This is a genomic window from Paenibacillus sp. J22R160 (genome assembly GCF_059692135.1).
Genome location: NZ_JCAUAU010000002.1, coordinates 433,155 through 446,756, shown reverse-complemented (window position 1 = coordinate 446,756; position 13,602 = coordinate 433,155). Strand labels below are relative to the sequence as shown.

The window sequence follows — 13,602 nt, the reverse complement described above, 5'->3', positions numbered from 1 at the left end:
CGTTTCACCATCCTTAGTCTTCTGACATTCGCCTTAGGGCACCCGCCAGTTGTTCAGGGTCCAGATTATTCTTGGTGACTAACTTAGGTGGATTCAGTGGTGAAAATTGCATGTCAGCTGATGAAGGCGTATGATTATTGCCCAAGCTAGCTTTCAACAGTTCACGTGTTTCCTCATCTTCTTCTGGAGTCGTCAAATCCAAAGTTTGACCAACAGATGAATCTGGTGTCAAATTCGCAAGTTGTATGTGTCCTGCCGCGTGTTCAGCCCCAATCATCAGACCTAACACCCATCGAAAGCCAAAGGTAAGAATAAATAAAATAAGAAAACTGTATACACTTTTTAGACAAGAAGATAGCAATAAATTATTGCCAATCGATAAGCTAAAAGTAAATAAACCTGCCAAACCTGCCACAATGAAATTTATTCGAATGGTACCAATCATCATTAAATTTCTTTCACTCCTAATTGGACGCTTCGAATGACTAGAATACCGGTTTCACTATTAAATTCTATCGTTCGACCGTAATTCGCTCCAGTATCCTCTGCACGAATTGGAATTCTGTATTTATTCAACATTTCTTTACAGGATTCAACATTTCTCGGGCCAATTCTCATCGTATCATTATTTCCAGCAAAAGCAAACATTTGAGCCCCGCCGGCAAGCTTAGCTTCAAGCTTATTAATGCTGGCCCCCAACTGCTCCATTCTGGAGATTAACTCAGGAATTGCTGTATCCGCGTATTTCGCAATGTTCAAGGAGCCTTCACGCGCAATTTCAGAGGATGGCAGCATGACATGTGCCATTCCCGCTACTTTCACTCGGCTATCATAAAGCGTGACGCCCACACATGAGCCTAAACCTGTTGTTTTTAACACGCCTGTAAGTTGTGTAACATTCAGGTCAGCCATGCCAACTTTAATCAAATTATCTTGGGTCATGAAGAATCTACTCCTAATGCCGAAAATATTTTGCCAAACGATTCCGGATCAGGAATTAGGAAGAAATGTCCTTGTACTTCATTTTCCCCTTCCAAAAATTTGGTGTCGATGAGGAGCGCCTGATCACCCATTTGACCAAATTGCAATAAACCATAGCTTAATATCGCACCTGCCATATCAATCGCTAATGCTGGGACTGTAGGCTGCATGTTCAAGTTAGTAAAATCAGCAAGAGAAGATAGATAAGACCCGGCAAGAATGTTGCCTATTTCGTTTAAAGCAGATAACTCTAGCTCGGAATACTCTTCTTGATCTTCAATTTTCAAGCCAATCAGATCCCGCAGTATATTCTTGGCAGCATCTAAATTGAGAATAAAGAACATATTTCCCGGAGCATCCCCATCTACCCGTAAGAAAATGGCCAGAACAACCGTCTCAGCCCCGCCAACACTATCACAAATTTCTTCAAAAGGAAGCATCCTGACTTTGGGCACAAGCATATCGATCGGTTTATCCAATAGCGTAGATAGGGCGGTAGCAGCATGCCCCGCGCCTATATTGCCAACTTCCTTGAGAACATCCATTTGAAAATCTGCCAACTGACTAAAAACGTCCACAAGCTAGTCCTCTAATCTTTCTAACTGTAGAATTTCATCGCGGTTTAAAACCTGCTCTAAATTAAGCAGTACTAGCAATCTTTCCTCACCGACACGCGCAATTCCATCCAGATACTTCGCTTTAATGCCGCCAACAACTTCTGGTGGAGTATCAATGTTATCGGTATCAAGGTCAATAACGTCATTGGCTGAATCTACGATTAAGCCGACTTCAAACTCACCTGCTGATACGATGATAATACGAGAAGCATCTGAAGTTGCTTGCTCTTCAAGTCCAAAACGTGAGCGCAAATTGATAATCGGAATGACCACACCACGAAGATTGATCACACCTTTAACAAATTCAGGCGCTTTCGGAACACGTGTCATTGGCTGCATTCTTTCAATCGTTCTGACTTTCTCGACTTCCACGCCATACTCTTCCGATCCAAGTGCGAAGACGATTACTTTTTTTTCTTCTCCCATTGTAATATCCTCCTTAGAATTATGTAGTTATTTAATCAATGCGTTTGGATCAATAATCAAAGCTACTTGCCCATCTCCAAGAATCGTAGCACCCGAGATCGCAAACAGACCTGTTAAATATTTGCCTAGTGTTTTGAGAACAATCTCTTGCTGCCCGATAAATTCATCAACCATCAGTGCCACTTGCTTGTCCCCTTTACGAACAACAACAATCTCAGTTTCCTCTTCAAGATCCTCATTGAAATCCGGCACTTCGAACAATGTGCTCAAAGATACGAGAGGAATAACTGACTTGCGGTAATCCACCATCTTGTTGCCATGGATGTTGCGAATTTGACTCTTTTGAATCGCTGAAGTTTCCACGATAGAGGATAAAGGAATAGCATACTTCTCACTGCCAAGTCGAACCAACATGGCTGAAATAATAGAAAGTGTTAGTGGGAGCTGAACAGAGAATTTACTGCCTACGCCAGGCTTCGAGTCGACTTGTACATGTCCGCCAAGCATTTGAATCTTGGTTTTCACAACATCAAGTCCCACGCCGCGACCAGAGATGTCTGAAATTTTTTCGGCCGTACTAAAGCCAGAAGCGAACAGTAGGTTGTAAACTTCCTTATCCGTCAACTTTGCAGCTTGTTCAGCAGTTACAAGTCCATTTTTAAGAGCCGTTTTTAATACTTTCTCTCTATAAATGCCTCTTCCATCTTCTTCAATCTCGATAAATACATGATTTCCGCTATGGAAGGCACGAAGTTGGATGGTTCCATGTTCACTTTTCCCTGCGGCTACACGGTCACTGATTGACTCAATACCATGATCTACAGCATTACGCAGTAAGTGGACAAGTGGGTCACCAATCTCGTCAATAACAGTACGGTCTAATTCGGTTTCCGCACCAGTGATCACTAAATCTACTTTCTTATCTAGTGATTTCGCCAAATCCCTTATCATCCTCGGGAAGCGATTGAATACGGAATCAACAGGCACCATGCGAAGTTTTAGAACAATATTTTGCAAGTCGCTGCTTACTCTAGACATGTGTTCAACAGTTTCTGTTAGATCATTGCGCTTAACCTCACTAGCCAGCTGTTCCAAACGTACACGATCAATCAGCAATTCGCTAAAAAGATTCATCAATGCGTCTAGCCGCTCTATGTCGACACGAATCGTACGGCTTGCAACTGGGGCGCCGCCAGCAGCCGGCTTTGATGCTGCAGGTTCTACTGCATTCTGTGTGCTCGCTACAGAAACTGCTGGATTTGGCACCTCAACGGCTGCTACAGCAGCAGCGATTTCTTGTCTTGCTGCCTCAACTTCACTCCGAGGAGTAGATAATTCAACCAAAGACTCAGAGTCTACCGTAATAATTACAGCTGATTCAATCTCTGAAACGCTAAGAATCTCTTTTTCTAGCGTTGCCTGGTCAACTTGCGATATAAAATAGAGCGAGAATGAGCGGTCAAATTTCTCTTGCTCGATCTCTTGCACAGATGGCGTCGCTTTGACGATCTCACCCATTCTCTCCAATGCATCAAACACCATATAGGCGCGCGCGGCTTTCAAAACACAGTTCTCATTGACGTTAACTTCTATGTAGAAAACAAGAAAACCCGCATCAATTGATTGCTGTAGGATTGAAAATTGAAATTCATCTACTTCTATGCCTTTAGCAGGTTCCTTATCTGCCGCAGCAACTGTTGCTGAAGCTGTTTTGTACTCACCAGTCACAATGGACCGCAGTGATACCACAATTGGAGTAACATCAGCTTTTCCAGTACCGCCCTGAATAATGTCTTCTACCATGGATTCTAGAGAATCTAAACTTTTAAAAATACAATCAAAAATGAACGAATTCATTTCGATTTTACTGTTGCGGACCATATCCAGAACGTTTTCCATTTCATGTGTGAGAGAAGCAATATCCTCAAATCCCATTGTTGCAGACATGCCCTTCAACGTATGTGCAGAACGAAAAATATTATGTACAATGCTAATATCTTGAGGGTTGCTTTCTAAACTTAGTAAGTTCTCATTCAAAGATTGCAAGTGTTCTTTCGACTCATCGATAAACATGGATAAATATTGACTAAGTTCCAAAACCACACACCTCCAATAGGATCTTCAAGTAACTTGCTTGCATTGTTCCATCAATTAAGGAAGTACACATTGCGTCAGGCGGGCAGCAATATTTTGCTGTGGGAGTACATGCATAGCCGCCTGAATCTCTACAGCAGCCCGAGGCATACCATAAACTACACACGTTTCTTCAGACTCGGCAATGGTTGTCTCCACACCCGACTGCCTCAAGGAAAGCATACCTCTGGCTCCATCGCTACCCATCCCCGTCATTAGGACGATGTGCCTCTTCAACTCCTTCAGGCCAAGCAAGGACTCAAACATGACATCCACCGAAGGACGGTGGCCAGAACGAGGATCTTCTTTTGTAAGTCTAATCTTGTATGTTTTGTTAACATCTTTGTATACAATCATATGCCAACCTCCCGGCGCTACATAAGCAGTTGCTGTTTTGAGCACATCACCCTCCGCTGCCTCAACAACTTGGATCTGAGAGATGTCATTCAAACGCTGTGCTAATGACTTCGTGAAATTAGGCGGCATATGTTGAACAATAAGGATTGGAGCAGGAAAACCTGCCGGAATATTCGAGATCACTTGGTGTAAGGCTCGTGGTCCTCCGGTTGAAGTTCCAATTGCAACAAGATGCTCAAAATTCGGTGAACTTTCCACTAATGATTTCTTCGAATCTAATTGCTTTGATGTACCGACTTTGTGAAGTTGAAGCGGTGCTAAATTGCTTCTCGGCGTCACGGACGGCTGCTGAATGGGCTGAAATGATCTCAACTTGGTTCGAACAGCCATTTGCAGCTTTTCGTGCAGTAGCTGCTTTACTTTATATAAGTCCAAAGAGATGGAACCCGATGGCTTTCGAATAAAGTCGACAGCACCCCATTCAAGCGCTTTAATCGTTTCTGACGCCCCTTCCTCGGTTAAGGAGCTTATCATGATCACCGGAGTTGGCTGCTCAGCCATAATGCGTTGCAGCGCATCCAGACCGTTCATCACGGGCATTTCTACATCCATTGTGACTGCATCAGGTCGTAAAAGCTTCACTTGATCAATAGCTTCTTGTCCGTTTTTGGCTGTTCCAATGATGTTATACTGAGGATTATCTGAAATCAGATCGCTTATTATTTTTCGCATAAAGACGGAGTCGTCTACAACCAGTATGTTATAAAGTGCCATGCTGTTTACCTCCCTTTATGTGCTAATTCGACATAACTCGCGAAAATCCTATTTCAAAAGTTTCATCATTTTATTCAAAAAGCCCTTGACACCGGAAGAAGGAATATCAACGAGGCGATAACCTTTGATATAATCGTCTACTAGTGACTGGAGACTCCTAGCCGCGACTGAATTCGGAAAAGCAACCGTAAAAGGAACTTGCTTTTTGACAGCTTTTGACACTGACGCATCGTCTTCTACAAAGCCTAATGTAGGAATCTGAATTCCTAAAAATTGTTTAGCTACTAAAGCGATTTTGTCAGCTGTTTGCTTGCCTTCCTTCCAATCTGTTACTCGATTAATAATTAATTTAAAGGACACATCGTGTCCCATCGAATTAACCATTTTGATGATCGCATAAGCATCAGTAATGGAGGTTGGCTCTGGAGTCGTTACAACGAAAGTTTCCTCAGCTGCTAGGATGAACTTCAAAGTTTCTTTAGACAATCCAGCACCTGTGTCAAAAATGATGAAATCCACATAACCGTTAAGCTGCATCACTTGCTCAGCAAAGTAGTCAAGCTCAGCTTCCGTTAAACGAAGCAAATCATTGAAACCTGAGCCGCCTGCGATGAAATCCAAATCATTTGAACCCTTCTGGATGATCTCCCAAATGGTTTTTTCCTTTTTCAACAAGTGATACAAATTGTACTTAGAGGAAATGCCCATCAGCACATCAATATTGGCAAGCCCTATGTCGGCATCAAAAACAAGAACCTTATAACCTTGGGACTGAAGCGCTAAAGCAAAGTTAAGCGTAACATTCGATTTCCCTACGCCGCCCTTCCCGCTAGTCACGGTAATAATCCTGGTAGTTTTTGTGCCTTTATCATTCTGAATTTGAACCAGGTTCCGCAACCCTTCTGCTTGATCCTTCATGCTCTAGGTTCCTCCAATAACAAATCAATGATTTGCCACTCGTTCAATTCCGTGATGTCATCAGGAACGCTTTGACCATTGGTCACATACGAAATTTGAAGAGAGAACTCATGAACAATATTAACAATAGCTCCGTAAGAATCCGTTTCATCCATTTTGGTGAAAATGACTTTATCCAGCTTAAATTTGTTAAAGTTGTTCGTGATTGCCTTCATGTCTCTATATTTCGTTGTTAGACTAAGGACTAGAATGGTCTCACTATTTCCTTGTGTCTTGAGCAAGGAATTGAGCTCCGAGACGTACATTTCATTACGGAAATTGCGGCCGGCTGTATCCATGAAAATAACATCACAATCTGCTAAGTTTTGAAATGCTTTTACTAAATCTTGCGGGGAAAACACAACTTCTAATGGAACGTTCAAAATGGTGGCATACGTTTTTAATTGTTCAATAGCCGCAATTCGGTAAGTGTCTGATGTGATAAAACCAACCTTGCGTTGATACTTGAGCACTTGTTCAGCAGCCAACTTGGCAATTGTTGTCGTCTTACCGACTCCGGTCGGGCCTACAAAATGAACAACACGCGTATTCAGTGAAATTTTCTTACCTTGTTCCGACTGAAAAACCTGACCAAGTTTAGCTTTAACTATTTGTATGGCACTCTCATCTGTAACTGGCTCATCCGCAAGCTGAAAGTCAGCAACAGTTTCATCTATTATTTGACGAATTAGCTTTGGATCAACTTCTTGATCGTTTAAGCGCTGCTCAAGCTTTTGTAAAGGCTCAGGTAACGCGAACACGTCCGAGGCTTGTGTTAGCTTCTTCATCATCTCTTTCATCTGTTTGAGTTCCTCAATAAGGTGCTCATCCTTTTGATAGCTAAACTTATTCGGCGCATTAACAGATGCCGGTGTATATGCTTGTTGCGACGATTGAGTTAAAGTTGTTTGCGCATCCACACCATATTTTGCTGCAATAGGTCCATTCACTGCTGAAACATTCGCGAGCACATCCGGGACATCCGGAAAATCAGATTGATGAGATTGAGACTTTGTTGCATACGCTTGAGAAATTATCGGCTGCTGCTTTTGTGGTTGAAGCTGAGGTGCAACCTTCGGTGCCGTTGGAGCTGCATTCGAACTGGTATTATCAATCGCTGCTATGACCTCAATCTTTTTCTTTCCAAACATACCCAGAAATCCACCTGTACGAATTTCTTTGGTATTAAGAATCACCGCATCTTTCCCTAGATCCGTGCGAATTTTCTGGAGTGCATCAGGCATGGAATCAACAACGTATCTTTTTACTCTCATAAATTGACTACCCCCATGCTCTGAATTTCCACGCTAGGCTCTAATTCGCTGTACGATAAAACGGGAATATCTTGCAGTGTTCTTTCAAGCAATTGTCTCAAATACATCCGAATCGTTGGCGATGTTAAAATGACAGGTTGTTGTCCTGATTGAATTAATTTGCTTACTTGTTCACTTACGCGATGATAAATAATTTGAGATGAGGATGGATCAAGGGCTAAATAACTTCCCTGATCTGACTGCTGCACAGAATCAGCAATTTTCTTTTCCACTGACGGACCTACTGTAATCACCTTCAACGAATCTCCTAATGAAGTGAATTGCTGCGTAATTTGTCTAGATAAGGATTGTCTGACGTATTCCGTCAAGATCTCGGGATCCTTCGTATAAGAACCATAATCGGCAAGTGTTTCCAAAATAGTAACCAAGTCGCGAACGGATATTTTCTCCTTAAGCAGCTTAGCCAACACCTTTTGAACGTCGCCAATCGACAAAACGGAAGGAATGAGATCATCAACAAGTGCAGGATAGGATTCGCGAACATTATCAATGAGAGCTTTCGTTTCTTGGCGTCCAAGAAGCTCATGTGTATGTTTCTTAATAACTTCTGTCAGATGAGTGGCCACTACAGATGGAGGATCAACAACCGTGTATCCTGACAACTCGGCTCGTTCTTTGGTCATTTCATCAATCCAGATCGCAGGTAACCCAAAAGCAGGTTCTGTTGTCTCAATACCAGCAATTGAATCATCATCGATTCCTGGGCTCATTGCCAGATAGTGATTAAGGAGTAGTTCGCCACGTGCCACTGTATTGCCTTTAATTTTGATGATATACTCATTCGGACGTAACTGAATATTGTCTCGTATCCGAATAACAGGTACGACTACGCCTAATTCAAGTGCACATTGCCTACGAATCAATATAATCCGATCAAGTAGATCTCCGCCTTGCTGTGTATCCGCGAGTGGAATTAAGCCGTAACCAAACTCGAACTCAATGGGATCGACTTGAAGTAAGGAGATAACACTTTCGGGACTGCGAACTTCCTCAATTTGTTGCTCTTCCACCAATTGTTCTTCTTTGAAAGCTTCTCGTTCCAAGTTTTTTTGCATTTTGTAACCAGCAAAAACCAACAATCCAGCAATCGGAAAAGTCGTAAACCAATGAATTGGTGTGAAAATCCCTAACATCACTAAAGTACCTGCAACAATATAAAGAAGTTTAGGCTGTGCAGTTAATTGTTTGGTAACATCATGGCCTAAGTTCCCTTCAGAAGATGCTCTTGTAACGATAATACCAGCAGCCGTTGAAATCAGTAGTGCAGGAATTTGGGAAACTAATCCATCCCCAATCGTCAGAATCGAGAAGGTTTGAAGGGCTTCCGAGAAATCCATGCCTTTCATCGTCATCCCAATAATAAAGCCACCAATTAAATTGATGACCAAGATGACAATACCAGCAATAGCATCCCCTTTTACGAATTTACTGGCACCATCCATGGCACCATAAAAATCTGCTTCTCGTTCAATCTTTTGCCTACGTTCGCGGGCTTGTACTTCGTTAATCAAACCGGCATTTAAATCGGCATCGATACTCATTTGTTTACCTGGCATCGCATCGAGCGTAAATCTCGCCGCAACCTCGGCAACGCGCTCAGAACCTTTGGTAATTACGATGAATTGAACCAAGACAAGGATAAGGAATACGACAAATCCCACTACGATATTTCCTTGCGCTACGAAAGAACCAAAAGTTCTGACCACGTCGCCTGCTTCTGCATGAGACAAAATGTTTCGAGTTGTAGAAACGTTTAATGCTAACCGAAACAACGTTGTAATCAGTAATAAGGATGGGAAAATTGAGAATTGCAAGGCTTCTTGCGTGTTCATGGCTACCAAGATAATCATTAAAGCAATAGAGATATTAATGATTAGAAGAAAATCCAACAAAGGGATTGGAACTGGTACAATCATCATTAAAACAATACCAATAATACCTATAAGAACGAACAAATCCTTGACTCTCATTAGATTGTACCTCCCTTCTTATTAATTCGTCTTGCCCTTCATTTTATATACATACGCCAACACTTCTGCGACAGCTTGGAACAGCTCAGCCGGAATCGAGTCTCCTATTTCCACCTGTGCAAAGATCGCACGAGCAAGCGGTTTATTTTCCATCGTGATAATACCGTTGGTCTTGGCAACTTCTTTAATTTTCAATGCTACGTAGTCAGCGCCTTTCGCAATAACGGTAGGGGCTTGCATATTGGTGGAGTCATATTTCAGAGCAACTGCAAAGTGAGTTGGGTTCGTAATAATGACATCCGCTTTGGGAACTTCCTGCATCATTCGCTGCATCGCCATCTGACGCTGCTTGGCACGTATCTTTCCTTTAATGAGGGGATCTCCCTCACTTTTTTTGTACTCATCTTTAATGTCCTGCTTGGACATTCTAAGACTTTTCTCATGTTCATATTTTTGATAAATATAGTCAAAAATGGCAAGTACAATGAGAACTGCCCCTATTTTTATACCCAGCTTTAAAGTAACCGCCGCTATGAACGAGAACGTGCTTTCCAACGGGGCATGGCCCAAGCCCAATAGTCTAGCCTTTTCTCCCATTAATGTCGTGTAAACCACATAGCCGATAATTGTCATTTTCAAAGTAGACTTCAAAAATTCCATTACGGTCCGCAAAGAGAAAATCCGTTTAAATCCTTCTATAGGATTAATCTTGTTGAATTTCATCAGCAAGGGCTCACCGATAAACATAAACCCGACCTGCGCATAGTTCCCAATAATCGCGATGATCATTACTAGAAGGAAAATAGGACCTAAAATAAAAAATCCTTGCTTGAGCAGTTCAGCGAAAAGCGCATGAACATTGCTATCCGTTACATCCATCGTCAGTTGATTCTCATACACATTTCGAAAAATGTTAATTATTTTCTCTTTCATGTACCCGCCAAACATTAGAAAAGACATGAATGAAAGGAGTAAGATAAGTGCAGCGGGTAAGTCCATACTTTTTGCAACTTGCCCTTTTTTGCGTGCATCCTGCCTTTTCTTCGCCGTAGCTGGCTCTGTCTTTTCCCCAGCAAACCATTGTAAATCAAGCTGCAAACGACGTTGTTGGGACACGGCTTTCCTCCTACTTAGGGAGATGGTTGCTGTGTTCCGCTAATAATTTGGAGCAACTTCTCCATGTTATCGAAAATGGTTGAGAACAAATATTGGAATTGTGATATTAATTCCGGGAATAAAACAACAAGTAGGAATAAGCCCAGAATCATTTTTAGCGGTGCACCGATAACAAAAATGTTAAATTGAGGAGCAACCCTCGTTAATAGCCCTAGACCTAAATCTGTCAAAAAAAGCGCTGCTATAATTGGAGCAGCAAGTTGAAACGATAGATAAAACATTTTGGCCAAAGAATGAAACAAGAAATCAGAAATTTCGCCGTTATAGATGCGAGCAAAGAGCTGATTGTCCAATGGAACCCATTTGTAACTATCCATAATTGCTCTAAGGAGATAATGATGCCCGTCAAATGAAAGAAATAGCAGGACGGCTATCATATATTTGAGGTTGCCTAACATAGGCGCTGAGTGCCCTGTTAGAGGGTCAATTACACTTGACATGCTGTAACCAATTTGCATATCCATAAAAGAACCGGCGGTTTGAACGACCGTAAAAAAAATATAGGCAAGAAAACCAAGTAAAATGCCTATCAGCATTTCACGAATGATCAAAAGAACATATTCACCATCCATGGGAATTGGCTTATCCAACCCCATGCTTGCAAAAATAAGGAATGAGATGAATACGGAGAGACCGATTTTGAACATCATGGGTACATTTCTTGAAGATAAGATCGGCACCACGACAAAGAACGATGTAATTCGACAAAAGATAAGCAAAAAAATAGGAATTGCCTGAAAAACTAATGTCATCGCGCTCACAACCTATCCAACGAATTTGTAAAGGTTGTTGAGTAAATTGAACGTAAAATCAACCAATGTGTTCATGATCCACGGCCCAAAGACGAGGATAGACAGCAATACAGCGACGATTTTTGGAACAAAAGCTAGAGTTTGTTCCTGGATCTGGGTTGTCGCTTGAAAAACACTTATAATCAGACCTACTACTAGTCCGATGATAAGCATGGGAGCACTTGCTTTTAACACCGTATAAACAGCTTCACCAGCAATTCGTATTACAAATTCCGAACCCATTTAGGAAACCTCCGTTATCTTGATCCTCAACTATAGCTTAGGAGTAATGATCTCACCACAAGATACCAGCCATCTACCAAGATAAAAAGTAGAATCTTAAACGGTAATGAAATCATAACAGGCGGCAGCATCATCATCCCCATTGCCATCAAGGTACTGGAAACTACCATGTCAATGACCAGGAACGGAATGAATATCATAAATCCCATTTGGAAAGCAGACTTCAACTCACTTATCGCATAAGCTGGAACTAATGAAGTTAGCGGAATATCTTCTACGCCAGTAGGTGCCTTTGCTTTGGTGTAATCTAAAAATAACTTTAAATCCTTCTGACGCGTATGCTTGAACATAAATTTCTTCATTGGCAATGAAGCCTTCTCGAAAGCCTGGGTTTGATTGATCTCACCCTTCATATATGGCTGAAGAGCTACTTGATTAACTTCTCCTAAAGTTGGAGACATGATAAAGAAGGTTAAAAACAGAGCGAGTCCGATTAGAACCTGGTTAGGTGGCATCTGCTGGGTTCCTAGTGAAGTACGGACGAAACCGAGCACAATGACGATTCGTGTAAAACTAGTCATTAAAATGAGAAAAGATGGTGCGAGACTCAAAACGGTTAACAGCAGCAATAGCGTTACTGTGTTGGAAGACCCTCCGGCAGTCCCTCCAGTCCCAATGTTTACGTTCAAACCTGGAATTGGATTGTTTGGATCGGTCTCCGCAGCTGATGCTGTCAAAGAGAGTAGAAACACAGAAACCAACACAATGAGAAGTGTAAGAACTATTTTATTTCGTTTCATTCATCATTCAACCGATCTTTTTGTTTTTGATCAGAAAGCCATTCTTCCACATTGCGATTACGATTCGTTACACGCTGCAGCTTATCATGAAATACTTGCTGGAACGTTGAAGTAATTTCTACTTCTTCTTCGATGTCTTTTTTTCTAATTGGCAGTTTACTGATCCACTTGCTAACAGTTCCGAATCCCATTCGATCATCCTGAGAAGAAATCAAAAGCTCGGTGATGTATGCTACTTCATCGGCGTCATTGATTTTATCCAGTAGTTGGATGTTATCTCCGACGCCAACCACGAAGAGCGAATGTCCAATTTCAACGATTTGAATTGATTTATTTTGGCCTAGGGGAACTCCACCTAAAGATCGAATTGAGTTCCCAAACATTGTTCCTTTATTTTTCTTCGCTACGTATCTAATAAGCACATAGAAAAGAAGAATAATTAAAATCAAGAAAAATATGACCTTAAAAATCATGCCAAACGTCCCCGTTGGATCGGTACTCGGATAATCCGATGTTGGAAGTCCTTGCCCGGGTTCTGTTTCAGCAAAACCAACGGACCTTGTATACAACATAGCGGTTAAACTAAGTAATCCTGTTAGCAGTCTTTTCGAGCGGAGTCTTCTCATATCCACATTCCTTTCGGTGTATGTAAGACTCGACCGAATGAAGACGGCTTAACCTAGAGTCTTTTTAATAGCTTCAATAACACGGTCTGCTTGGAAAGGCTTCACGATAAAGTCCTTCGCACCAGCTTGAATTGCATCAATTACCATAGCTTGTTGCCCCATCGCCGAACACATGATCACTTTAGCGCTAGGTTCAATTTTTTTAATTTCTTTCAAAGCTTGAATGCCATCCATCTCAGGCATTGTGATATCCATTGTAATCAGATCCGGTTTCAACTCTTTGTATTTTTCGATAGCTTGTGCTCCATCATTCGCTTCTCCACAAACCTCGTAACCATTTTTTGTCAAAATATCACGAATCATCATTCTCATAAATGCAGCATCATCAACAATTAGAATACGGTTAGCCATGAATAA

Annotated in this window: 15 protein-coding genes; all 15 read right to left on the bottom strand. The window is 41.7% G+C overall.

Features of this window, described 5'->3' with window-relative positions; genetic code table 11:
• Positions 1–13: 13 nt before the first annotated feature.
• From AC58UW_RS05635 to AC58UW_RS05565, 15 genes are read right to left on the bottom strand one after another with little or no spacing between them, the layout of a single operon-like run.
• On the bottom strand, positions 14–448 hold the full coding sequence (locus tag AC58UW_RS05635; RefSeq protein WP_497419707.1) for a hypothetical protein: 435 nt from the start codon (positions 446–448) through the stop codon (positions 14–16).
• The gene (locus AC58UW_RS05630) at positions 448–942 is read right to left on the bottom strand and encodes a chemotaxis protein CheD (protein ID WP_497419706.1); all 495 of its coding nucleotides are present in this window, start codon (positions 940–942) and stop codon (positions 448–450) included. Before AC58UW_RS05630 ends, AC58UW_RS05635 begins: the two co-directional genes overlap by 1 nt.
• Positions 939–1,526, bottom strand: a complete 588-nt coding sequence (locus tag AC58UW_RS05625) for a chemotaxis protein CheC (RefSeq protein ID WP_497419995.1) — start codon at positions 1,524–1,526, stop codon at positions 939–941. The genes AC58UW_RS05630 and AC58UW_RS05625 overlap by 4 nt, the downstream gene beginning before the upstream one ends.
• 36 nt (positions 1,527–1,562) lie before the next feature.
• Positions 1,563–2,024 carry a chemotaxis protein CheW gene (locus tag AC58UW_RS05620; protein WP_497419705.1) on the bottom strand — a complete coding sequence of 154 codons (462 nt, stop codon included), beginning with the start codon at positions 2,022–2,024 and terminating at the stop codon, positions 1,563–1,565.
• 27 nt (positions 2,025–2,051) lie between these two features.
• Positions 2,052–4,121, bottom strand: coding sequence for a chemotaxis protein CheW (locus tag AC58UW_RS05615; protein ID WP_497419704.1), 2,070 nt, complete (start codon positions 4,119–4,121; stop codon positions 2,052–2,054).
• Positions 4,122–4,175: 54 nt separating this feature from the next.
• Positions 4,176–5,288: a protein-glutamate methylesterase/protein-glutamine glutaminase gene (locus AC58UW_RS05610; RefSeq protein WP_497419703.1), complete on the bottom strand. Its 1,113-nt coding sequence runs from the start codon at positions 5,286–5,288 to the stop codon at positions 4,176–4,178.
• A gap of 48 nt (positions 5,289–5,336) precedes the next feature.
• Positions 5,337–6,206, bottom strand: a complete 870-nt coding sequence (locus AC58UW_RS05605; RefSeq protein ID WP_497419702.1) for a MinD/ParA family protein — start codon at positions 6,204–6,206, stop codon at positions 5,337–5,339.
• Complete coding sequence (flhF, locus tag AC58UW_RS05600; protein WP_497419701.1) at positions 6,203–7,519, bottom strand: flagellar biosynthesis GTPase FlhF; 1,317 nt, start codon at positions 7,517–7,519, stop codon at positions 6,203–6,205. Before flhF ends, AC58UW_RS05605 begins: the two co-directional genes overlap by 4 nt.
• The gene (flhA, locus tag AC58UW_RS05595) at positions 7,516–9,549 is read right to left on the bottom strand and encodes a flagellar biosynthesis protein FlhA (RefSeq protein WP_497419700.1); all 2,034 of its coding nucleotides are present in this window, start codon (positions 9,547–9,549) and stop codon (positions 7,516–7,518) included. Before flhA ends, flhF begins: the two co-directional genes overlap by 4 nt.
• Before the next feature lie 21 nt (positions 9,550–9,570).
• Complete coding sequence (flhB, locus tag AC58UW_RS05590) at positions 9,571–10,665, bottom strand: flagellar biosynthesis protein FlhB (protein ID WP_497419699.1); 1,095 nt, start codon at positions 10,663–10,665, stop codon at positions 9,571–9,573.
• A 14-nt stretch (positions 10,666–10,679) separates the two neighbouring features.
• Positions 10,680–11,477, bottom strand: coding sequence for a flagellar biosynthetic protein FliR (fliR, locus tag AC58UW_RS05585; RefSeq protein WP_497419698.1), 798 nt, complete (start codon positions 11,475–11,477; stop codon positions 10,680–10,682).
• A 12-nt stretch (positions 11,478–11,489) separates the two neighbouring features.
• Positions 11,490–11,759 (bottom strand): flagellar biosynthesis protein FliQ, encoded by a 270-nt coding sequence (gene fliQ / locus AC58UW_RS05580; protein WP_497419697.1) that lies wholly within the window; start codon positions 11,757–11,759, stop codon positions 11,490–11,492.
• A 26-nt stretch (positions 11,760–11,785) separates the two neighbouring features.
• On the bottom strand, positions 11,786–12,559 hold the full coding sequence (gene fliP, locus AC58UW_RS05575; protein WP_497419696.1) for a flagellar type III secretion system pore protein FliP: 774 nt from the start codon (positions 12,557–12,559) through the stop codon (positions 11,786–11,788).
• Positions 12,556–13,185, bottom strand: coding sequence for a flagellar biosynthetic protein FliO (locus AC58UW_RS05570; RefSeq protein ID WP_497419695.1), 630 nt, complete (start codon positions 13,183–13,185; stop codon positions 12,556–12,558). The genes fliP and AC58UW_RS05570 overlap by 4 nt, the downstream gene beginning before the upstream one ends.
• A 48-nt stretch (positions 13,186–13,233) precedes the next feature.
• Complete coding sequence (locus tag AC58UW_RS05565; RefSeq protein ID WP_127451060.1) at positions 13,234–13,596, bottom strand: response regulator; 363 nt, start codon at positions 13,594–13,596, stop codon at positions 13,234–13,236.
• Positions 13,597–13,602: the final 6 nt, after the last annotated feature.